This is a genomic window from Luteococcus sp. Sow4_B9, from assembly GCF_052116585.1.
Classification (GTDB): Bacteria; Actinomycetota; Actinomycetes; order Propionibacteriales; family Propionibacteriaceae; genus Luteococcus.
Window position 1 is genome coordinate 198,415 of sequence record NZ_JBQKKT010000001.1, and the last position, 21,829, is coordinate 220,243.

Below are 21,829 nucleotides of genomic sequence, written 5' to 3' on the forward strand. Positions count from 1 at the left end.
ATGGTGCCCAACGCTTGGGTGCCGCTGGAGTCGGCTCTGGGGCCGCTGTGGCCGCATCACCCGTCCGAAGCGATCATCGGGATCATCCTGATCCTGATCATCACGGCGGTCTTCGCCAAGAAGGTCGTCCCGGCCTTCGAGACGATGTATGCGGAGCGCAGCGATGCCATCCAGGGCGGCATGGAGCGCGCCGAGCGCGCCCAGGCCGAGGCCGAGGCTGCTCGCCAGCAGTACGACGCCCAGCTCTCGTCGGCACGTGATGAAGCGGCCCAGATTCGTGAAGAGGCCAAGAACCAGGGCGCGCAGATCCTCGCGGAGATGCGTGACCAGGCCACCAAGGAATCGAATCGCATTCTGGAGACCGCACAGGCCAAGATCGCTGCAGAGCGTGAGCAGGCCATGAACCAGCTGACCAGCGAGGTCGGTGGCCTTGCCACCACGCTGGCCGGACGCATCGTCGGCGAGAGCCTCGACGACGACCAGCGTGTCCGCGCCACCGTCGACCGCTTCCTGGCTGACCTGGAGAACCAGTCCGCCAGCAATGGGGGGCAGCAGGCATGACCCTGACTGCAACCGAAGAGGCCCGGCGCAGCGATCTGGACAAGGTTCTTTCTGACCAGTCCTTCGACGGTGCCACGCCGGGGGAGCTGTTCGCCGTCGTGGACGCGCTCGACTCGCAGTCGGCGTTGAAGCGAGCGCTGACCGACCCGGCCACCCCGGTGGAGGTTCGTCAGCAGCTGGCCGAGCGGTTGCTCGAGGGCAAGGTCGGTGGCCAGACGATCTGGATCGTCAAGCAGGCCTCCGCCCAGCGCTGGAAGTCCGGGCGCGGCCTGGCCGACGCACTCGAGCGTCAGGCCGTGCGCGGTCAGCTCCGTCAGGCGCAGGACGCCGGATTCCTCGATGAGGTCACCGAGCAGCTGTTCGGCTTCCTCAAGACCGTGCGCTCGGATGCCGCCCTGCGGGAGGCACTCGACGATCAGCGCAAGCCACTGGTCGCCCGTCAGCAGCTGGTCCACCAGTTGCTGCAGGGCAAGGCCCATGGCTGGGTCGAGGCCCTCGCCGCCCGTGCGGTGGCCGGTCGCGAACGCAATTTCGAGCTGACGGTCGAGAACTACTTGGCCATCGCCTCGCAGCTGCGCAACCGCAACCTGGCCAAGGTCACGGTGGCGCGGCCACTCGACGAGGGCCAGCTGGCCCGCATGCGCACCGCGCTGACCCGCATCCACGGCCGGGAGGTCGACCTCCAGGTCACCGTCGAACCGTCGGTGCTGGGTGGTGTTCGCGTGGAGCTCGGAGACGAGGTCTTCGAGGGCACCGTGTCCGGCCGACTTGACCAGGTGCACCAGCAGCTGTCCTGACGGACAGCTCGGGGCCAACCCACAATCCAGCGCTCCCTGGCGGGTGCGCACATCGAAAGAGTAGGGACGCAATGGCGGAACTGACGATTCGTCCGGACGAGATCCGCGACGCACTGGACAACTTCGTCCAGAACTACACCCCCGCGGCGGCCGAGCGCGAAGAGGTCGGCACCGTGGTCACCTCGGGCGACGGCATCGCCCGCGTCGAGGGTCTTCCCTCCGTGATGGCCAACGAGCTGCTGAAGTTCGAGAACGGCACCACGGGCATCGCCCTGAACCTCGACACCCGTGAGATCGGCGTCGTCGTGCTGGGCAACTCCGAGGGCATCGAGGAGGGCTCGAAGGTGCGTGGCACCGGAGAGGTCCTGTCGATCCCGGTGGGCGAGGGCTACCTCGGCCGCACGATCGATGCCATGGGCAACCCGATCGACGGTCTTGGTGAGATCCAGAACATCGAGGGTCGTCGCGCCCTCGAGCTCCAGGCGGCCGGCGTGATGGACCGTCAGGAGGTGCGCGAGCCGCTGCAGACCGGCCTGAAGGCCATCGACGCCATGATCCCGATCGGCCGTGGCCAGCGTCAGCTGATCATTGGTGACCGCAAGACGGGCAAGACCGCCATTGCGATCGACACGATTATCAACCAGAAGGCCAACTGGGAGTCGGGCGACCCCAAGAAGCAGGTCCGCTGCATCTACGTCGCCATCGGCCAGAAGGGTTCGACCGTCGCCGAGGTGCGTGGCGCGCTCGAGGCCGCAGGCGCGCTGGAGTACACGACGATCGTGAACGCCCCGGCCTCCGACGCCGCCGGCTTCAAGTACATCGCCCCTTACGCCGGCTCCGCCATCGGCCAGCACTGGATGTACCAGGGCAAGCACGTCCTGATCATCTTCGATGACCTGACCAAGCAGGCCGAGGCCTACCGCGCCATGTCGCTGCTGCTGCGTCGTCCGCCGGGCCGTGAGGCCTACCCCGGCGACGTCTTCTACCTTCACAGCCGTCTGCTGGAGCGTTGCGCCAAGCTGTCCGACGAACTGGGTGGCGGCTCGATGACCGGCCTGCCGATCATCGAGACCAAGGCCAATGACGTCTCGGCCTACATCCCGACCAACGTGATCTCGATCACCGACGGCCAGATCTTCCTCCAGTCCGACCTGTTCAACGCCAACCAGCGTCCCGCCGTGGACGTCGGCATCTCGGTCTCCCGAGTTGGTGGCGCCGCGCAGATCAAGGCCATGAAGAAGGTCGCCGGCACGCTCAAGATCAGCCTGGCCCAGTACCGCGACATGCAGGCCTTCGCGATGTTCGCCTCCGACCTGGACGAGACCTCGCGTCGTCAGCTCGATCGTGGTGCCCGTCTGGTGGAGCTGCTGCGTCAGAAGAACTACGAGCCCTACGCGGTTGAGGACCAGGTCGTCAGCGTCTGGGCCGGAACGAACGGTCACTTCGACGAGGTTCCCGTCGAGGACACCCTTCGGTTCGAGCAGGAGCTCCTGGAGCACCTGCGACGTAACACGCCGATCCTGTCCACCATCGCCGAGACCAAGCAGTTCGACGATGACACCGCCAAGGCCACCGCGGACGAGATTGCGAAGTTCAAGCGCGATTTCCGTACCACCGACGGCCGCACGATCGCCGAGATCAATGCTCCGCTCGAGAATAAGGACGTCTCGAACGAGCAGATCGTCGTGAAGCGGAGCTGAGCGCATGCCGGCAAGCCTGAGGGAACTGCGACAGAGGAAGGCCTCTGTCGCATCGACCAAGAAGATCACCAAGGCGATGGAGCTCATTGCGGCCTCGCGCATCGTGAAGGCAGACCGCGCTGCTCGCGCGGCCCTGCCATACACGAGCGTGCTGAACCGCGCCGTGGCTGCAGTCGCCCAGCACACCGACATCGAGCATCCGTTGACCCTGGAGCCCACCCAGCGTCGTCGCGCCGTCGTCGTGTTGTTCACCTCGGACCGAGGGCTGGCCGGTGGCTACTCGTCCAGCGCCATCAAGCAGGCGCTGCGGTTGAAGGACAAGCTCGAGGGTGAAGGCCTCGAGGTCGTCATCTTCACCAGCGGCCGCAAGGCCACCGACTTCCTGCGCTTCCGGGACATCCCGGTGGCGAAGGACTGGACGGGCTACACCGACAACCCGACGTACGACGACGCCGTTGCCATCAGCGACGCCGTGCTCGAGTCCTTCCTCAAGCCGTACGAGGAGGGTGGCGCGGACGAGGTCTACGCCGTCTACACCCGCATGGTCTCGATGCTCGTTCAGGAGCCGCGCGCTCGTCGCGTGCTCCCGATCGAGGTTGTCGAGGAGGGCGACGACGTCGAGAAGGCCATCGATGGCGAAGCTGATCTCGAGTACACCTTCGAGCCCGATCCTGAGTCGGTGCTTGATTCGCTGCTCGGGCTCTATGTCCGCAACAGGATCTGGTTCTACCTGTTGGAGTCGGCGGCCTCCGAGCTGGCCAGCCGACAGAAGGCCATGAAGTCGGCGACGGACAACGCGCAGCAGCTGATCAACAGCCTGACCACCGAGATCAACCAGGCACGTCAGGCCCAGATCACCCAGGAAATCACCGAAATCGTCGGCGGCGCCTCGGCGCTGACCGAGGCCTCCCAGGCCGAGTGAGCGAGGAAGTACGAAAATGACTGACACCCTTGTCAATCCCCAGACCGAGCAGCGGGCCGGCGGTACCGGTCGCGTTGCCCGGGTCATCGGCCCGGTGGTGGACGTCGAGTTCCCCGCCGACGCGATGCCCGACATCATGAATGCCCTGACCGTCTCCGTCGATGACATCGACGGCGAGGCTGGCTCCAAGCGCACCTTCACCCTTGAGGTCGCGCTGCACGTGGGCGACAACATCGTCCGCGCCATCTCGCTCAAGCCCACCGACGGCCTGCGCCGCGGCGATCTGGTCACCGATACCGGTGCCCCGATCTCCGTGCCCGTTGGCGATGTCACCAAGGGCCGCGTGTGGAATGTGACTGGTGACTGCCTGAACGAGGACCTCCAGGCCAATGGCGTGGAGATCAACGAGCGTTGGCCCATCCACCGCGATGCGCCCAAGTTCGACCAGCTCGAGAGCAAGACCGAGATGCTGCACACCGGCATCAAGGTGCTCGACCTGCTGACCCCCTACGTGCAGGGCGGCAAGATCGGTCTGTTCGGTGGTGCCGGCGTCGGCAAGACCGTTCTGATCCAGGAGATGATCTACCGCATCGCCCACAACTTCGGTGGCACCTCGGTGTTCGCCGGCGTGGGTGAGCGCACCCGTGAGGGCAATGACCTCATCATGGAGATGGACGAGGCAGGCGTCTTCAAGGACACCGCCCTGGTCTTCGGCCAGATGGACGAGCCGCCGGGCACGCGTCTGCGCGTCGCCCTGTCCGCCCTGACCATGGCGGAGTACTTCCGCGATGTGCAGAACCAGGACGTGCTGCTGTTCATCGACAACATCTTCCGCTTCACCCAGGCCGGCTCCGAGGTCTCGACCCTGCTGGGTCGCATGCCCTCCGCCGTGGGCTACCAGCCCAACCTGGCTGACGAGATGGGCCAGCTGCAGGAGCGCATCACCTCGGTCCGCGGTCACTCGATCACGTCGATGCAGGCCATCTACGTGCCCGCCGATGACTACACCGACCCGGCTCCGGCGACCACCTTCGCCCACCTGGATGCCACCACCGAGCTCAGCCGTGACATCGCGTCGCGTGGTCTGTACCCGGCCGTGGATCCGCTGACCTCCTCGTCGCGCATCCTCGACCCGCAGTACGTGGGCCAGGATCACTACGACACCGCGGTGCACGTGAAGCAGATCCTCCAGCGCAACAAGGAGCTGCAGGACATCATCGCCATCCTCGGTGTGGACGAGCTGAGCGAAGAGGACAAGATCACGGTCAACCGTGCTCGTCGCATCCAGCAGTTCCTGAGCCAGAACACCTACATGGCCACCAAGTTCACCGGCGTCGAGGGCTCGACCGTCGACCTGAAGGACACCATCGAGTCGTTCAAGATGATCTGCAATGGCGATGTGGACCACATCCCCGAGCAGGCCTTCTTCAACGTCGGTGGCATGGACGACGTCGAGCGTCAGTGGCACGACCTGCAGAAGGGCTGATCACATGGCTGACCCAATCAACGTCGAGGTCGTCGCTGCCGACCGGCGTGTCTGGGAGGGCAAGGCGAGCAACGTGATCGTCCGCACCACTGAGGGCGACATCGGCATCCTCGCCGGTCACGAGCCCTTGATGGTGGCACTGGTGCCCTGCGCGGCTGAGATCGTCACGGTCGACGGCAAGCGAGAGATCATCGCTGTCGACGGCGGTTTCATGGCCGTGGTGGACAACAAGGTGAACCTGGTTGCCCAGAAGGCGTCGCTGTTCGACGAGATCTCGTCGGACGAGGCCCAGCGCGAGTACGACCAGCTCTCGGTGAAGCACGCCGCGGGCGAGGCGACGGATGACGAGGTCCACCGCCTGCACCTGGCCGAGGCGCAGCTCAAGGCCGCCGCGAAGAGCAACAAGAAGGGTCACTGATCCTTCCCCCGAAAGGGCCGATCGGCAGTCGCTGATCGGCCCTTTCGCCATGCCAGTGAGATATCCCGCACGATGCCGCGCACTGGCGTCTGATCAGGTAGTTTGTCGTCATGGAATGGATCGTGGCGATGGAGACGGTGGTTGCCCTCCTCCTGCTGGTCTTCCTGCTTCCGATCGCCGGTCTCTACGGACGCCGAAGGTGGCTCTCCAGCCGCGGTGGCGTCTTCGACTGCGCGCTCAAGCTCCGCAGCGGCAACTGGGCCACGGGCGTCGCGCGATATGAGGGCAATGAGCTGCAGTGGTTCCGCATCTTCTCCTTGCGGATGTCTCCCACGGTCACGCTGACGCGAGATGACACCAGTTCGATCGGCCGTCGCAGTCCCGATCCCGATGAGGCGGTCGTGCTCTTCAGCGACGACGAGATCATGCAGGTTCGTTCCACCGATGGTGGACGCGCCCAGACCTGGGAGTTGGCCATGCACCCGGCCTCCGTCACTGGCCTGATGAGCTGGCTGGAGGCTGCGCCGCCGCGCGGCGACAGCTATGGGGTCCACGAGCTGGGCTGAGTTCTCCCGGCTCGACCGGTCAGTGTGGCTTCGTCGCAGCGGCCGGATCAGTCCTCGGGCGTCGGTTGGGGTGAGCGTTCCCCGCCCGGAACCCAGAGCACTTCGGCCTCGCCGTTGGCGGCACGACTCATGATGAACAGCAGGTCCGAGAGTCGGTTGAGGTACTTGATCGCCAGCTGGTTCACCCCGCCTGGGATGTTCTCCGGATCAGCGCTGGTCTCGGTGCCGTACTGGTCCGCGGCCAACCACGCCGCCCGCTCTGCCCGCCGCACGATGGTGCGTGCGACGTGCAGCTGCGCCGCGGCCATGGTTCCCCCGGGAAGGATGAAGGAGCGCAGGTTGGGCAGGTCCTGTCCGAACTCGTCGCACCAGGTCTCCAGACGGTCGATGGAGGCCTGCACGATGCGCAGCGGCTCCCACTCCGGCTGGGCGACCAAGGGATTGGACAGGTCTGCCCCCAGGTCGAAGAGCTCATTCTGGATGATGCCCAGGGCCTGTACCGACCTCTCGTCGAGCTGCCCGGTGGCGAGCGCCACACCGATGGCCGAATTGGCCTCGTCGACGTCGCCATAGGCCTGCACGCGAAGATCCGTCTTGCGGGCCACGGAGTTGTCACTGAGGCGGGTCTCCCCAGCATCGCCGGTACGGGTGTAGATGCGCGTCAGGTTCACCATGCCGCCAGCCTAGTCGTGTCCTCGCCGTCCAGATGGCCCGGGCTCGATATGGTTTCGACATGCCGATCGTGAATTCGCGCGGACTGCGCCTGCTGGCCGTGACCGCACTCCTGCCCTCCACCGTGCTCGCCGGCTGTGCGAAGGGCTCCGGTGACACGGAGTCTGCGGCGGGGGGCGCTGCTGCGGGCTGCAGCTTTCCATCGTCCGGCTCTCCGGTGAAGCCCGTGGACCCGCCGTCGGACAAGAACATCTCCACCACCGGTTCGGTGACGGCGACGATGACGATCGACGGCGAACCGGTGACGATGACGCTGGACCGGGAGCAGACCCCCTGCGCCACCCACAATTTCGAGTCCCTGGCGAAGCAGGGCTGGTTCACCGACACGCGGTGCCATCGACTCACCGACCAGGGCATCTTCGTGCTGCAGTGCGGTGATCCTTCGGGCACTGGCAGCGGTGGCCCCGGTTACTCCTTCGCCGATGAACTGTCATCGGCCGAGGCGCTCGCCGAGGTGGGTCAGGGAAGTGACGGGAACAAGCTGGTGAACTACGCCAAGGGCACCGTGGCGATGGCCAATGCCGGCCCGAACACGAATGGCTCGCAGATCTTCCTCGTCTACCAGGATTCGACGCTGCCGCCGGCGTACACGGTCTTCGGGACCATGGACGAGAAGTCGGTGGACGTGATCGGCAAGATCGCAGCCCAGGGCGTCGCGGCGGACAACACCGCCCCCAATGCCCCCGCCAAGATCACCGACGTCACGCTGGGCTGACGCGGGAGGAGCCGCCGGTGGTCACTCCAGCTGCAGGAAGTGACGCAGGGTCGCAATGAAGGCTTCGGGCTGTTCGGAGTGAACCCAGTGGCCGGCGCCCTTGATGGTGACCTGCACGTAGCGGGGGAAGAGCCTGCGCATGGTGGGCGCGGCATCCTCGCGCACGTAGTTGGACTTCTCCCCGGCGACCCAGAGCACCCGCCCGTCGTAGACCTTCGAGGACTCGGGCCAGTCCGAGATCCCGCGCTCGAGCTCGCGCTCCAGCAGGTCGAGGTTCATCTGCCAACGCCAGTGGCGGGCTCCGTCGTCGCCCTGCTCGTGCCGCAGGTTCTGCATCAGGAAGCCGCGGACGGTGTCATTGGGGATGCCTTCGGACAGGAGGCGATCGGCGTCTCGTCGGCTCTCCAGTGAGCCCAGGGGCAGTGCCTGCATGGCCTCGAAGAGCGGGCCGAAACTGCTGCCCAGGCCGACGGCGGGGGAGATGTCCACCACCATCAGCCGGTCGACGAGTTCCGGATGGTCCAGAGCGGTGCGCATCACGACCTTGCCGCCCATGGAGTGGCCCACCAGACACGCGGGGCGGCCGATCTCCTCCAATACCCGCGCGAGGGCCTCGGCCATCTGCGGGTAGTCGATGGTCTCGGTCCAATCCGAACGGCCATGGTTGGGCAGGTCCACCAGCGTGCAGGTGGCGAGGTCCTGGACGGCCTTGGCGACGGCGGTGAAGTTCTTGCCCTGGCCGAACAGGCCGTGGACGAAGACCACGTGCGCCGGGCCGTCGCCGATGGTCGTGGTGTGCAGGCGGGGGAGTGTCATCAGTGCTTCCTTGCCCAGCACCCGGAGTGCCAGTGTCGTCGTTCGGCGGCGGGTGAGGCGGCCTGGTTGAAACCCGTCGGGGCAGCTGGCCAGGCCACGACATGTGGGGTGCCCGGGGTGATGGCGCGCTGGCAGCCGGGGCAGGTGTAGGTCTTCACCGCACGGTCTCCCGGGACGGAGCGCACCACCCAGCGGCCGTCAGCCTTGGTCGCACTGGTGGCGTGTCCGGCGCCCAGAGGACGGGCGGGTCGCAGGTGCTTGCTCGGTCGCTTTGCCACGCACCAACCCTACCGGGGTAGGTTGTGCGGGTGCGTTTGGTGATTGCCCAGTGCCAGGTCGACTACGCCGGTCGACTGACGGCCCATCTGCCCATGGCGAAGCGTCTGATCATGGTGAAGTCCGACACGTCGGTCTCCATCCATGCCGACGACCGTGCCTACAAGCCGCTCAACTGGATGAGCCCGCCGTGCACCATGACGGTGCAGGAAGTGCTGCCCGGCACCGACATCGCGGCCACCACCGAGGACCTCGACGCGGAGATCACCCAGGTCTGGGAGGTCAAGGGACCCCAGGGCGACACGCTGCAGATCTCCATCGGACAGGTCTACTACGACGAGGAGCACGAGTTCGGCATCGATCCCGGACTGCAGAAGGACGGCGTGGAGGCGCACCTGCAGGCCCTGCTGGCGGAGAACCCCACCACCTTCGGCGAGGGGTGGCAGCTGGTCCAGCGCGAGTTCTACACGCCCATCGGTCCCGTCGATCTGCTGCTGCGCAATGACGAGGGACAGTACGTCGCGGTCGAGGTGAAGCGACGCGGCGAGATCGACGGTGTGGAGCAGCTGACCCGCTACCTGGAGCTGATGAACCGCGATCCCTTGATGAGTCCCGTCAAGGGGGTCTTCGCGGCCCAGCAGATCAAGCCCCAGGCGCGGACCTTGGCCACCGACCGCGGAATCAGCTGCGTCACGGTGAACTACGACGAGCTGCGCGGCCTGGACAATCCCGAGGACCGGCTGTTCTAGGTCAGTTGCGATCGTCCAGATTGATGATGGAGGTGGCCTCGTCATCGGGGCGGCGGAAGATCGCCGTGCGCTCCTCCTGCGGGGTCAGGCCCTGCTGACGGTCCGGCGCCGCCACGACGCTGGTCTCCTCATGGTCCACGGCGTGCATGACCCGCGTACTGTCCGCCTCCTGGGGATCGCCCTGCGGCTCGCTCCGGTCGAGATCTCGAGCAGGCGGGATGTCGTCGGCGGCCTGTGCCGAATCGTCGTCCTGCGGCGCATCGTCGTCCTGGGCTGACGATGCCGCGATGCGCCAGGAGGCATGCTGGTCGTCTCGCGGGTCCGACGTGCCCAGCGGATCATCGTCGGGGAAGTCCAGCGCGGAGTCGCCGGCGAGCTGACGCAGGTTGGACAGCTGGGCCACCACAGAGGCCTTGCGGCTCAGCAGCGCAGCAACCTCGCGCTCCAGCTGCTCCTTGCGCCAGGCGTACTGCTCCTCCAGACGGTCCTTCATCATGGCGGCCTGCCGATGGGCGGCGGCGAGGGTGCCCTCGGCATCATTGGCCGCGGCGACCTTGGTCTTCTCCGCATCCTCCAGCGCCGTGGCCCGGATCTGCTGGGCCTTCTCGTTCTCCTCGCTGATCAACGCCGCCGACTCCTCATGGTGTCGAGTGGCGTCGGCCAGCAGGGCAGTGGTCTTCTCATGCGTCTCGTCGAAGCGCATCCGGGCCTCGGCGATGATCTCATCCGCCTGCGTCCTCGCCTGGGAGACGGTGTCGGCGGCCGCCTTCTCAGCGGCGTGGGTGGTGCTCGCGGCGGTCACCTCGGCCTGCTGCAGCAGCCCTGCGGACTTCTTCTGGGCCTCGGTCACCACCGCGTCGGCCTGACGGGTGGCTGCCTCGACGATGCTGCGGGCCTCGGCGCGGGCCTTTTCAAGCGTCTCGCGCGTGTCCTGGTCCAGCTGCTCGCGCAGCGTGCGCAGGTTGGCCAGCCCCGCAACACGGATGTCGTCGGCCTCGGTCTGGGCATTGGAGCGAAGATCAGCAGCGACCCGTCGTCCTTCTTCCTTGATCCGCTCAGCCTCGAGCTCGGCCTTGTGCACCAGGTCCTTGCCCTGGGCCTCGGCGGAACGCAGGATCCCGGTGGCGTGGGCTCCCAATCGGGTGAAGTCCGTGGTGCCCGCGGCCCGGGCCGCGGTGGCCGCCTCTCGTCGCAGGTGGCGCGTGAGCTGCTTGAGCGTCGAGAGCTGCATCTCGATCTCACGGACGTAGTTGTCCACGGAGGCCCGGTCATAGCCCATCATCGCCTTGGGAAAGGCGCCTGCCACCGACGCGGAGTCGTCGAACAGGTTCAGGCCGGTCTCCTCGTCGTGGACCGTGTCGTCGTCGTAGTAGTCGCTCACGCGTGAAATTCCTCTCCGCCGGCCCCCACGGAGCCATTCGCCTAGAAGGCTACCAATCAGCGGAACGCGCTGAGGGCGGCACTCCGTGGGAGTGCCGCCCTCAGCGGTGCGACCAGCTCAGCGCGGGTCAGTGGGTCGCGTCAGCCGGGGGCTGGGTCAGCTCCAGCAGGACGCCACCGGCATCCTTGGGGTGCACGAAGTTGATCCGGGCGCCGCCGGTACCCGTCTTCGGCTCGGGGTAGAGCAGACGCAGGCCGCGCTCGCGCAGGGTGGCGCACACGGCGTCGATGTCAGCCACGCGGTAGCAGAGCTGCTGCATGCCGGGGCCACCATTGCGGCCAAGCCACTTGGCGATGGTGGAGTCCTCGTTCAGCGGGGCGAGCAGCTGGATCTGCGCGCTCTCGGGCTCCTGGGTTCCGGTGCCCAGCATGGCCTCGGCCACGCCCTGCTCCTCGTTGACCTCTTGGTGGAGGACGCGGAAGCCGAGCTTCTCGGTGTGGAACTTGATGGCCTCGTCGATGTCCGGGACAGCCAGACCGACGTGGTCAATGCAGATGAAGAGATCGCTGTTGTCCATGTCCCAATGTTCCCACACGGGCTGGTCTGACCACATGCCGGGGGGCGGAGTTCACCCAGAGTTCCCGGTGGCTGGGCCTACAGCAACGCTGGAGAGTTGGTGCGTGGGACTGGGCGTCAGCAGCTTCGTGCGGCATAGTTGACGTGACTGGATGCTGCGCGAGCCGTGTCCTGGCCGCGAAACTTCCCCAAGACCCGCGGGTCACATTCACGAGGAGACCGTCATGCCCGATTGGGCCAAGAAGATTCTGTGGACGCTGGTGATCGCGTTCATCATCTATTACATCGCCACGCAGCCGGAGGAATTCGCTGCGGGTGTGAAGTCGGTCGTGACGGCGATCCAGCGCCTCTTCGAGGCACTCGCCAGTTGAGCGCTGAGTCCGCAGACCGCGGCAGCCGGGCGGTCCGATGAGTCGGGTCTCCCGCTTCCTGGCCCCGGAGGTGGATCGCCACCTCCTGGTGGATCAGGGTGAGTTCATCATCGACGAGGTGGCCCGGCACTGGGTGACTGTCGTCCCACCCGCCATGGGGCTGGTGGCCTGCATCCCGATCTTCTGGTTCATGTCCGTCCTGGGGCCCTTCTGGTGGCTGGGGCTGATCGCGGGGCTCGCACTCTTCTGCTACTGCATGGTGCTCATCCATGTGCAGTTCATGGACCGTTTCGTCATCACGAACATGCGGGTCTTCCGCGTCCACGGCGTCCTGGACCAACATCTGGCGACCATGCCGATGACCCGAATCCTCGACATCTCGGTCCTGCAGCCCTTCTTGGGGAGAATCCTGGGCTTTGGCCACTTCGTCTTCGAATCCGCAGCCCAGGATCAGGGCCTGCGTGACATTCGCTATGTCGGCCGTCCAGAGCAGCGCGACCTGACCATCCAGCGGGTCATCCAGCGCGCCGGTCTGCGGGCCCAGCTGAAGGCCGCGGAATTCGACGACGACGAGTTCGAGGACTGAAGAACTCCCCGACGAGGGGACAGGCCCCCGGGAGGAGAACCTCCCGGGGGCCTGCACATCTGTCCGTCGGATCCGATCAGCCGTTGAGGGCCGCGTTCACGACCTCCTTGGCCTCCGCCTGGATCTGCGCCAGGTGCTCGGCCGACTTCAGGCTCTCGGCGTAGATCTTGTACTTGTCCTCGGTGCCCGACGGGCGAGCCGCGAACCAACCATTCTCGGTGGTGACCTTCACGCCACCGATCGCCGCGCCATTGCCGGGGGCCTCGGTGAGGATGGCAGTGATTTTCTCGCCGGCCAGTTCGGTGGCGGTGATGTCGGCAGGCGATAGGGCCTTGAGACGGGCCTTCTGCTCACGGTTGGCATCGGCATCGATGCGTGCGTAGTAGGACTTGCCGTACTTGGCCTCCAGCTCGGCGTAGTGCTGGCTGGGGGTCTTGCCGGTGACCGCGAGGATTTCGCTGGCCAGCAGGTCCAGGATGATGCCGTCCTTGTCGGTGGTCCAGGTCTGGCCGTCGAGGGTGAGGAAGCTGGCACCGGCCGACTCCTCACCACCGAAGCCCATGTCACCGCTGATCAGCCCGGGCACGAACCACTTGAAGCCGACGGGAACCTCCACCAGCTCGCGGCCGATCTCGGCGGCCACCTTGTCGATCATGGAGCTGGAGACCAGCGTCTTGCCGACGCGCGCACCCTCGCCCCACCCGGGACGGTGGGTGAACAGGTACTGGATGGCCACGGCCAGGTAGTGGTTGGGGTTCATCAGGCCGGCGTCGGGCGTCACGATGCCGTGACGATCGGAGTCTGCGTCATTGCCGGTGGAGATGTCGAACTTGTCGCGGTTCTGGATCAGGCTGGCCATGGCATTGGGCGAGCTGCAGTCCATCCGGATCTTGCCGTCGGTGTCCAGCGTCATGAAGCGCCAGGTGGGGTCCACCTCGGGGTTCACGACGGTCAGGTCGAGGCCCGACTTCTCGGCGAGGTACTGCCAGTACTGGACGGCCGCGCCACCCATCGGGTCGGCACCGATCCGGACGCCGGCCTTCTTGATGGCCTCCAGGTCGATGACGTTGACCAGGTCCTCGCAGTAGGCGGTGCGGTAGTCGAAGCGGGTCACCTGGGCAGCGGCCTCGTCGTAGGCGACGCGCTTGATGCCGGACTGGTCCTTCATCAGCTCATTGGCGCGGTTGGCGATCCAGCTGGTGGCGTCCGTGTCGGCCGGGCCACCATTCGGCGGATTGTACTTGAAGCCACCATCGCGCGGCGGGTTGTGCGAGGGGGTCACGACGATGCCGTCGGCCTGCGGACCTTCATTGTCCCGGTTGTACACGATGATGGCGCGGCTCACGGCGGGGGTGGGGGTGTACTCGTCCTCGTTCTCCGCGCGCACCTCGACGCCATTGGCCACCAGCACCTCGGTGGCGGTCTTCCAGGCCGGCAGGCTCAGGGCGTGGGTGTCCTTGCCGATGAACAGGGGACCGGTGGTTCCCTGTTCCGCGCGGTACTCGACGATGGCCTGCGTGGTGGCGGCGATGTGCAGTTCGTTGAACTTGCCGTCCAGGCTCGAACCACGGTGCCCCGAGGTACCGAAGACCACCTGCTGGTCCACATTGTCCGGATCGGGGGTGATGTCGTAGTAGGCCGACAGAACCTCGTCGACGTTGATCAGGTCTTGTTCCTGGGCCACCTGCCCAGCGCGTTCGTGTGCCATGACCCCATCTTGCCTGCTTCCGGGGGTCCTTGGCAGGGGCTTTGCCGCTTGTTGGTCCATCCTTCGCCCAGTTGGGTTCTGGGCTTCGTCGCGGAAGAATGGGCGTCATGACTTCTGCGAGTTTCAATCATCCCGGCGCCGTGGACCTGTCCTCCCTGGCGGGTGGCTCGGGCGCCAGCAATGCCGGCCCGTCCTCCACCGGATCAGCCGGCGGCAGCTATGTGCAGCAGGTGGGCGAGGCCGACTTCGACGCCGTGGTGCGCAAGTCCGCCACGCACCCGGTGATCATGGAGCTCTACTCGCCCCGGGCCAATGCGCAGGAACTCTCCGACATCCTGATCCAGGCCACGAATGCGGCCGCCGGTCGCTGGCTGCTGGCCCGGGTCAACATCGACGCCGAGCAGCGCATCGCGCAGGCCATGGGGGTGCAGGCCGTCCCGACGGTGGTGGCCATCATCGGCGGCCAGCTGGCACCGCTCTTCCAAGGCACCAAGCCCGCCGAGGAGGTGCAGGCCTATTTGGACCAGGTCACCCAGATCGCCGTGGCCAATGGCCTGACCGGCCGCGCCGAGCCGGTCGGCCCGACCACCCCCGACGACGGTGGTGAGCCGGCGGCCCCCTCAGCAGACCCGCGGTTCGCCCCAGCGGACGCCGCGCTCGAAGCAGGCGACTACGCCCTGGCCGTCGATGAGTTCCAGAAGGTGCTCGACCAGTCGCCAGCCGACGGGGAGGCCCTGCAGGGCCTGGCGCAGGCGAAACTCCTGGAACGCTCCACCCGTTTCGACCCGCAGATCATCGTCACAACAGCCAACGCGGAGCCGCAGAACTGGTCGGTCCAGATGGACGCTGCAGACCTGGAACTGATCAATGGCGATCCGGCGGCGGCCTTCGACCGGTTGCTGCAGATCATCCGCGAGACCCGCGACGAGGAACGTGAGGCCGCCCGACTGCGCCTGCTGGAGCTCTTCGACGTCGTCGGCAAGACCGACAAGTCGGTGCTGAAGGCGCGGCGTCAGCTGTCCACGGCGCTGTTCGCCTGATCCTCTCGGCACGCCACGAAGGCTCCTCTCCGTGATCCCGGAGAGGAGCCTTCGTGGCGCCATCTGCTCTTGACGCTTTCGTGGAGCAGAAAGTTCAGACTGGGATGCCGTCCTCGGTGAAGCCGGTGAAGCCGTCCAGGACCAGCGCGATGCGTCGGGCGGACAGGGGCGAGACCCTGTTGGGCAGGTCCTCGGGATCGACCCAGTTGATCGATGCGATCTCGCGCTCCTCCCGGACGAAGCCCGCGATGGTCGCATCGTCCAGCACACCGCCGTCGTAGATGAACTCGAGGGCGTCGCTCCAGCCCAGACTCGGCGGCATCCAGTCCACCAGGGCGGGGGAGCCGAAGGTGACCCGAAGGCCCAGCTCCTCGGCCACTTCGCGCTCGGCACCGATCCGGGGCGGCTCGCCGGGCTCCACGACGCCGCCCGGCAGCTCCCAGTCGGTCTTGTAGGTGGTTCCCAGGAGCAGCACCTGGCCCAGTGCATTGCGGAAGAGTGCATGCGCGATGAGGCGCTTGGTGGGCAGCACCGAGTTCATCACGGAGCTGAAGCCCTCCGGGCCGTAGACGATGTCACCGGCGAGCCGCGAGTACAGGTGGACGTCGACGTACTGGCCACCGTCGACCGGCCATCCGTGACGACGCACGCCCTCCCGACGAAATCCCGCCAGGTGCAGGGCGCGGCGCGCCATCTGGTCGGTGGCGGGGATCGCCACCTCCAGACGGCGCACCTCGTGGCCCAGCAGGATGTCGTCGGCCGCCATGCTCACGGCCTTCGCCAAGGTCTCGGCATCGGTGGCGCCACTCCACTGGATGACGCCGATGTCGCCGGTGACCTCGACATTGACCGAGAACTGCTCGGCCATGGATCAGGCCATGCCGATGTCGTCGGGCAATTCGGCCGTGGCCTTCGCGTCGTACTTGAGCCACAAGCCACCCAGCGGCGGAATGCAGACCGTCGCCCAGGCATCGTCACCCCAGGGGGCCGCACCCGTGCGGGCGATGACCTGCCCGTAGTTGCCGAAGTTGCCGTCGCCATCGTAGGTGGGGGAGTCCGTGTTCAGGATCTCGCGCCACACGCCGGCGCGCGGCAGGGTCAGGCCATAGGTGTTGTGCGGGTTGGGTGAGAAGTTGAAGATGCAGGCGATCATGTCGCCCTTGGAGTCCTTGCGCACCCAGGCGAAGACATTGCCCGCGGCATCGTCGGCAGCCAACCACTGGAAGCCCTGCGGGTCGGAGTCCAGCTCGTACAGCGCGGGCTCGGCGCGATAGATGTCGTTCATGTCCTTGAACTGGCGCTTGAGGCCGCCGTGGCCCCACATGTCGGCCACCCACCACTCGAGCCCCTTGGACTCGCTGAACTCGCTGCGCTGGCCGAATTCCTGGCCCATGAAGATGAGCTGCTTGCCCGGGAAGGACCACATGTAGGCGTAGAAGGCGCGCATGGTGGCGAACTTGCGCCAGTCGTCCTGCGGCACCTTGTTCACCATGGAACCCTTGCCGTGCACGACCTCGTCGTGGCTGATCGGCAGGATGAAGTTCTCCGAGTAGGCGTAGACCATCGCGAAGGTCATCAGGTGGTGGTTGTACTGGCGGTGGTAGGGATCCGACTCGATGTAGCGCAGCGAGTCGTTCATCCAGCCCATGTTCCACTTGAAACCGAAGCCCAGACCGTCGTTGTGCACCGGCCGGGTGACGCCGGGGAAGCTGGTCGACTCCTCCGCGATCATCAACACGCCGGGATGACGCTCGTACAGGTGCTTGTTGGTGTAGCGCAGGAAGTCGATCGCCTCCAGGTTCTCGCGGCCGCCGAAGACATTCGGCACCCACTCACCTTCCTTGCGGGAGTAGTCCAGGTAGAGCATCGACGCCACGGCGTCCACGCGCAGGCCGTCGATGTGGAATTCGCTGATCCAGTACAGCGCATTGCTGACCAGGAAGCTCTTCACCTCATTGCGACCGTAGTTGAAGATGTAGGTGCCCCAGTCCATGTGCTCGCCCTGACGCGGATCGGCATGCTCGTAGAGGGCCGTGCCGTCAAAGCGTCCCAGGGCCCACTCGTCCTTGGGGAAGTGGCCGGGAACCCAGTCGAGGATGACGCCGATGCCGGCCTGGTGCAGCTTGTCCACCAGGTGGCGGAAGTCATCCGGACGGCCGAAGCGGCTGGTTGGCGCGAAATAGCCGGTCACCTGGTAGCCCCACGACGGCTCGAAGGGGTGCTCGGCGACGGGCATGAACTCCACGTGCGTGTAGCCCTGCCACTTCACGTACTCGACGAGCTCGTCGGCCAGGTCGAGGTACGTGAGGCCCTTGCGCCAGGAGCCAAGGTGCAGCTCGTAGATGCTCATCGGCTCCTGATGGGCGCTGGCCTGCTCCCGGCGGGCAATCCACTCGTCGTCGCCCCACACATACTGGCTCTCATACACGATGGAGGCTGTCGACGGGGCGGACTCGCAGAAGGAGGCCATCGGATCGGCCTTCTCCCGCCACACGCCGTCCGCGCCCAGAATGCGGAACTTGTAGAGGGTGTCGGTACCGCGCTGCTCGATGAAGCGGCTCCAGACTCCTGTACCGGGCAGCCGGTACATTTCGTCGCCACTCCAGAAGTTGAAGTCGCCGATGAGCTGCACGGCCTGGGCATTGGGAGCCCAGACAGCGAAGCGCGTGCCGGTGACGGTGCCGCCGTCATCCGTGGGGATGGTGACGACGTGGGCGCCGAGGCGCTTCCACAGCTCGGTGTCGCCACCGCTCTGGAAACCCTCCATGTCCCAGCCCGTGAGGCCGCCTGCCAAGTCGTAACCCATCTCAGTTCTCCTGCTCTGCAGCCGGCTCGGCCGCGTCGGACACCGGCTCCACACCGGCGGTCTCATGGGCACTCGGAGCAATCGCCGCGAGTGCGCCCAGGGGGATTTCGACCCAGTCGGGCCGATTCCTGGTCTCGTACACAACTTCATAGATGGCCTTGTCGGCCTCGTAGGCGGCCAGCACGGCCGCATCGATGGGCCCAGCGGCAGCCGCGTAGGCATCAAGGAAGGCCGAACGCGCGGATGCAAGCCATGCCTGGGCGGCCTGGCCCGAAGGCTCGGCGAAGGCGCTGGTGGCATAGCTGAAGCTGCGCAGCATGCCAGCGACATCGCGCAGGGCACTGTCTGGTTCCAGCCGCTCGGCGAAGCCCTTCATCGGCTCCCCCTCGAAGTCGATGATCTTCCATCCCTCGGGGGTGAACAGCGTCTGTCCCAGATGGAAGTCACCGTGCACCCGCTGCACGGCCAGGCGCTCGCCGCGCAGTGATTCGAAGGTCTGCGCCAGCCCTGCCCGGTAGGGCTCCAGGGATGGAGCCTGGCAGGCAGCTGCGTCCAGGCGCAGCAGCATGGTGTCGACCACCGATTCGCCCTCCACCCCACCGGGGCCGAAAGCCTCGGCCAGGGCAGCGTGCACCTCGGCGAGCGCACGGCCGAGGGCTGCCGCATGCTCGGAGAAGTCCCGGCCCTGCCCGGCGTACTCGGTGGCCAGTTCCCAACCATCGGCGGCATCGCGCAGCAGCTGGCTGATCATGATCAGGTCCACGCGCTGCGGATCTGGCGCATCGGCACCGTCATGCCAACCCTCGTCGCTGAACGGGGTCAGCGAACCGGAGACCCAGCCGTACAGCCGGGCGGCGGAGGCCACGTGCGAACGGCCCAGCGCGTCGTGCATCTGGATGTCCAGATTCGGGCCCACCTCGAGCTTGCGGAAGACCTTCATCAGGGCCACGTCACCCAGCAGGACATTCGTGTTGGACTGCTCGCCCCCGAAGACCCGCGGTTCCAGATCGGCAGAGAGCTCGACACCGTCCACCAGCGACTCCTGCCAGGCATGCGGCACATCGGAGCCGTCGAGGATGGCCCGCAGGACGCCCCGCATGGCCTCGATGTCCCGAGGTGCGTCGTGGGCGAAGCCCAGGTCTGGATCCAGGGCCGGGCCGATCAGGCAGTCGTCCAGCGGTTCGGGCCGGTAGCTCACCAGGAGCTGGTAGTACTCGTGCGATTCGTCCGGGTAGACGACCGTCACGTATTCAGCCCGCACGGGCGGCGTGGGCCCACCCGGCGGCACGATCCAGTCAGGCTGCTCGAGCCCGGCCAGCTGGCCGTCGCGTCCCTTGCCGCCGAACCACCGGGCCTGCAGGACGAAGTCCTGCAGGGCGTCGATGGCCGGCTCCGGCGCGTCGTCATTGCGGTGGTCGTCGTTCTCGTGATGCTCGCTCATCGGTTCCTGTCGGTCTCAGACGTGCGGTCTCGTGGGTGTCCAGATGCTTCCCGGATCACTTGACCCGGAGGGAGAAGATGTGGGCCGGGTTGCCCGGGTGCAGGCTGACGAAGCCGCGGGCCCCCCAGGTCCAGGTGCCGCCGCCGAGCTCGTCATGCATCTCGATGACGCTGTCCTGGTCGAGTCCCAGGCGGGACATGTCCAGGTAGACCTCGCTCTCCTGGGCATTCCACGGATCCAGGGAGCAGACGACCAGGATGCGGTCCTCGCCCTCACACTTGGTGTACGCGATCACCTGGTTATTCGGAGCGTGCTGGAAGTCGATCTTGCGCAGCTGCTGCAGCGCAGGGTGCTCCCGTCGGATCTGGTTGAGACGGCCCAGCAGCACGGAGAGGTTCGGCTGGTGGTTCTGCCAGTCGCGCGGCCGGTACTCGTACTTCTCGGAGTTCATGTACTCCTCGCCACCGGGGCGGAAGACCTCGTGCTCACACAGCTCGAAGCCGGAGTAGACGCCCCAGCTGGGAGACATGGTCGCGGCGAGGACCGCCCGGATCGAGAAGGCCGTGGGATTGCCCGACTGCAGGAAGGCCGGGTTGATGTCCGGAGTGTTCACGAAGAAGTTCGGGCGGAAGACGTCGGCCGTCTCGCGGGAGAGCTCGTTGAGGTAGGCCTCCAGTTCCCACTTGGCATTGCGCCAGGTGAAGTAGGTGTAGCCCTGGTGGTAGCCCACCTTGCCCAGCGCCTGCATCATCTGAGGACGGGTGAAGGCCTCCGCCAGGAAGATCACCTCGGGATTGGTCTTGCGCACCTCGCTCATGATCCAGGCCCAGAAGTCGACGGGCTTGGTGTGCGGGTTGTCCACGCGGAAGACCGTGACACCGTGGCCGATCCAGAACTTCAGCAGGCGCAGCGACTCGCGGTAGATCCCGTCGCGGTCATTGTCGAAGTTGATCGGGTAGATGTCCTGGTACTTCTTGGGCGGATTCTCGGCATAGGCGATCGTGCCGTCCAACCGGGTGGTGAACCACTCCGGGTGCTCCTTGACCCAGGGATGGTCAGGGGAGGCCTGCAGTGCGAAGTCCAGTGCGATCTCCAGGCCCAGGGACTTGGCCTTGGCGACGAAGGCATCGAAGTCCTCGATGGTGCCCAGATCGGGGTGCACGGCGTCATGGCCGCCGGCCTCGCTGCCGATCGCCCACGGGGAACCCGGATCGTGCTCGCTGGGTGTCAGGCTGTTGTTGCGACCCTTGCGGAAGGCCGTGCCGATGGGGTGGATCGGCGGCAGGTAGACGATGTCGAAGCCCATCGTCGCAGCAGCTTCGAGGCGCTCGTGGGAGCTGGCGAAGGTGCCGGAGTGCCAGCACTGCTTCTCCTCGTCCCACCACGCGCCCTGGCTGCGGGGGAAGAACTCGTACCAGCTGGAGAACAGCGCACGGCGGCGATCCACCTGCAGGCGTTGCTCACGCGTGGGCGTGACCAGCTCGCGCGGGCCGTACGTGCGCATGGCCCGCAGCAATGACGTCGCGGCCAGGGTCTCCAGCAGGTCGGATGGTGTGCGGGCCGGGATCATCAGGGCGGCGGAGGCGCGCAGCACACTGGCCTGCACCTCGTCCTGGGCGGCGCTGGCATTCTCCGCTGCGCGGTTCACGGCCTCCTGGACCTCCAGGCAGACCAGCTCCACGTCCATGCCGGCCTGCAGCTTGGCGACGGCATTGTGGTGGGTGGTGCCCCAGACGTCCGACCAGCCCTCGACCCGGAAGGTCCAGTCGCCCTCCTCATCGGCCTGGGCCCAACCCTCCCAGATGTCGAGCCCGCGGGGCTCCTGCTGGAGCATGGGGAAGCTCGTGGTGCGGCCCGAGGGTGCGGTGAGGACGATGGTCGCGTTGACCGCGTCGTGGCCCTCGCGGAAGACATTGGCCCGCACCGGGAACCATTCGCCGACGACTGCCTTGGCCGCGCAGGCACCCTCCTCGACCGAGGGGCTCACGTTGGTGACGGGGATACGTCCGAAACCGGGCACCGGCTGGACGGGATCGGTGGACGGAATTTCCTTGCGGACGGTCTGGTTAGCGCTCACGTTGACCACACTAGCGGCGGCCAGTGCCCAGTGCGAGGGATGGTGAGAGGTGTTCGCCACACGCGCATGTCCCTGCGCGAGGGGTGCCCCAGGCAGAGGCGAAAA

The 21,829-nt window shown here is 66.4% G+C and carries 22 protein-coding genes; 12 read left to right on the plus strand and 10 right to left on the minus strand.

What is annotated here, in order from left to right; genetic code table 11:
* The 7 genes from ACTQ49_RS00895 to ACTQ49_RS00925 all read left to right on the plus strand — a co-directional run bounded on the left by ACTQ49_RS00895 (position 1) and on the right by ACTQ49_RS00925 (position 6,450).
* Positions 1-561 (plus strand): F0F1 ATP synthase subunit B, encoded by a 561-nt coding sequence (locus tag ACTQ49_RS00895; protein WP_441825950.1) that lies wholly within the window; start codon positions 1-3, stop codon positions 559-561.
* Positions 558-1,358: a F0F1 ATP synthase subunit delta gene (locus ACTQ49_RS00900; protein WP_441825951.1), complete on the plus strand. Its 801-nt coding sequence runs from the start codon at positions 558-560 to the stop codon at positions 1,356-1,358. Before ACTQ49_RS00895 ends, ACTQ49_RS00900 begins: the two co-directional genes overlap by 4 nt.
* A 71-nt stretch (positions 1,359-1,429) precedes the next feature.
* The gene (gene atpA / locus ACTQ49_RS00905) at positions 1,430-3,058 is read left to right on the plus strand and encodes a F0F1 ATP synthase subunit alpha (protein ID WP_441825952.1); all 1,629 of its coding nucleotides are present in this window, start codon (positions 1,430-1,432) and stop codon (positions 3,056-3,058) included.
* A 4-nt stretch (positions 3,059-3,062) separates the two neighbouring features.
* Entirely contained in the window at positions 3,063-3,980 is a 918-nt protein-coding gene (locus ACTQ49_RS00910) for a F0F1 ATP synthase subunit gamma (RefSeq protein WP_441825953.1), read from the plus strand.
* A gap of 16 nt (positions 3,981-3,996) precedes the next feature.
* Positions 3,997-5,466, plus strand: a complete 1,470-nt coding sequence (atpD, locus tag ACTQ49_RS00915; RefSeq protein ID WP_441825954.1) for a F0F1 ATP synthase subunit beta — start codon at positions 3,997-3,999, stop codon at positions 5,464-5,466.
* Positions 5,467-5,470: 4 nt separating this feature from the next.
* On the plus strand, positions 5,471-5,884 hold the full coding sequence (locus ACTQ49_RS00920; protein WP_441825955.1) for a F0F1 ATP synthase subunit epsilon: 414 nt from the start codon (positions 5,471-5,473) through the stop codon (positions 5,882-5,884).
* 110 nt (positions 5,885-5,994) lie between these two features.
* Positions 5,995-6,450, plus strand: a complete 456-nt coding sequence (locus ACTQ49_RS00925) for a DUF2550 domain-containing protein (protein WP_441825956.1) — start codon at positions 5,995-5,997, stop codon at positions 6,448-6,450.
* A gap of 47 nt (positions 6,451-6,497) precedes the next feature.
* On the opposite strand, the gene ACTQ49_RS00930 is transcribed toward ACTQ49_RS00925, so the two are convergent.
* Positions 6,498-7,124 (minus strand): cob(I)yrinic acid a,c-diamide adenosyltransferase, encoded by a 627-nt coding sequence (locus tag ACTQ49_RS00930; RefSeq protein WP_441825957.1) that lies wholly within the window; start codon positions 7,122-7,124, stop codon positions 6,498-6,500.
* A gap of 59 nt (positions 7,125-7,183) precedes the next feature.
* Here ACTQ49_RS00930 and ACTQ49_RS00935 point away from each other — a divergent pair, with 59 nt between their 5' ends.
* Entirely contained in the window at positions 7,184-7,897 is a 714-nt protein-coding gene (locus tag ACTQ49_RS00935; RefSeq protein WP_441825958.1) for a peptidylprolyl isomerase, read from the plus strand.
* 21 nt (positions 7,898-7,918) lie between these two features.
* Here the strand turns inward: ACTQ49_RS00935 and ACTQ49_RS00940 are convergent, their stop codons facing one another.
* Entirely contained in the window at positions 7,919-8,713 is a 795-nt protein-coding gene (locus tag ACTQ49_RS00940; RefSeq protein WP_441825959.1) for an alpha/beta fold hydrolase, read from the minus strand.
* Positions 8,713-8,991, minus strand: coding sequence for a hypothetical protein (locus ACTQ49_RS00945; RefSeq protein WP_441825960.1), 279 nt, complete (start codon positions 8,989-8,991; stop codon positions 8,713-8,715). The genes ACTQ49_RS00940 and ACTQ49_RS00945 overlap by 1 nt, the downstream gene beginning before the upstream one ends.
* Before the next feature lie 30 nt (positions 8,992-9,021).
* On the opposite strand from ACTQ49_RS00945, the gene nucS reads away from it, so the two are divergent.
* Positions 9,022-9,738 (plus strand): endonuclease NucS, encoded by a 717-nt coding sequence (gene nucS / locus ACTQ49_RS00950; protein ID WP_441825961.1) that lies wholly within the window; start codon positions 9,022-9,024, stop codon positions 9,736-9,738.
* 1 nt (position 9,739) lies between these two features.
* On the opposite strand, the gene ACTQ49_RS00955 is transcribed toward nucS, so the two are convergent.
* Together ACTQ49_RS00955 and mce are read right to left on the minus strand one after the other, a co-directional pair.
* Positions 9,740-11,119 (minus strand): DivIVA domain-containing protein, encoded by a 1,380-nt coding sequence (locus ACTQ49_RS00955; protein ID WP_441825962.1) that lies wholly within the window; start codon positions 11,117-11,119, stop codon positions 9,740-9,742.
* A gap of 127 nt (positions 11,120-11,246) precedes the next feature.
* Positions 11,247-11,696: a methylmalonyl-CoA epimerase gene (mce, locus tag ACTQ49_RS00960; protein WP_441825963.1), complete on the minus strand. Its 450-nt coding sequence runs from the start codon at positions 11,694-11,696 to the stop codon at positions 11,247-11,249.
* 223 nt (positions 11,697-11,919) lie between these two features.
* Here mce and ACTQ49_RS00965 point away from each other — a divergent pair, with 223 nt between their 5' ends.
* Both ACTQ49_RS00965 and ACTQ49_RS00970 read left to right on the plus strand, forming a co-directional pair.
* Positions 11,920-12,066 (plus strand): hypothetical protein, encoded by a 147-nt coding sequence (locus tag ACTQ49_RS00965; protein ID WP_441825964.1) that lies wholly within the window; start codon positions 11,920-11,922, stop codon positions 12,064-12,066.
* A gap of 37 nt (positions 12,067-12,103) precedes the next feature.
* The gene (locus tag ACTQ49_RS00970; RefSeq protein WP_441825965.1) at positions 12,104-12,652 is read left to right on the plus strand and encodes a PH domain-containing protein; all 549 of its coding nucleotides are present in this window, start codon (positions 12,104-12,106) and stop codon (positions 12,650-12,652) included.
* A gap of 76 nt (positions 12,653-12,728) precedes the next feature.
* Here the strand turns inward: ACTQ49_RS00970 and pgm are convergent, their stop codons facing one another.
* Positions 12,729-14,360, minus strand: a complete 1,632-nt coding sequence (gene pgm, locus ACTQ49_RS00975) for a phosphoglucomutase (alpha-D-glucose-1,6-bisphosphate-dependent) (RefSeq protein ID WP_441825966.1) — start codon at positions 14,358-14,360, stop codon at positions 12,729-12,731.
* Positions 14,361-14,467: 107 nt separating this feature from the next.
* On the opposite strand from pgm, the gene ACTQ49_RS00980 reads away from it, so the two are divergent.
* The gene (locus ACTQ49_RS00980; RefSeq protein WP_441825967.1) at positions 14,468-15,400 is read left to right on the plus strand and encodes a co-chaperone YbbN; all 933 of its coding nucleotides are present in this window, start codon (positions 14,468-14,470) and stop codon (positions 15,398-15,400) included.
* Positions 15,401-15,494: 94 nt separating this feature from the next.
* Here ACTQ49_RS00980 and ACTQ49_RS00985 read toward each other — a convergent pair whose 3' ends face one another.
* Genes ACTQ49_RS00985 through ACTQ49_RS01000 form a run of 4 tightly spaced genes read right to left on the minus strand, consistent with a single transcriptional unit; the run spans position 15,495 to position 21,724 of the window.
* Positions 15,495-16,268, minus strand: coding sequence for an NUDIX hydrolase (locus ACTQ49_RS00985; protein ID WP_441825968.1), 774 nt, complete (start codon positions 16,266-16,268; stop codon positions 15,495-15,497).
* Positions 16,269-16,271: 3 nt separating this feature from the next.
* Positions 16,272-18,206: a 1,4-alpha-glucan branching protein GlgB gene (glgB, locus tag ACTQ49_RS00990; RefSeq protein WP_441825969.1), complete on the minus strand. Its 1,935-nt coding sequence runs from the start codon at positions 18,204-18,206 to the stop codon at positions 16,272-16,274.
* Between the two features lies 1 nt (position 18,207).
* On the minus strand, positions 18,208-19,647 hold the full coding sequence (locus ACTQ49_RS00995) for a phosphotransferase (RefSeq protein ID WP_441825970.1): 1,440 nt from the start codon (positions 19,645-19,647) through the stop codon (positions 18,208-18,210).
* A gap of 55 nt (positions 19,648-19,702) precedes the next feature.
* Entirely contained in the window at positions 19,703-21,724 is a 2,022-nt protein-coding gene (locus ACTQ49_RS01000) for a maltotransferase domain-containing protein (RefSeq protein ID WP_441825971.1), read from the minus strand.
* Between the last annotated feature and the right edge of the window lie 105 nt (positions 21,725-21,829).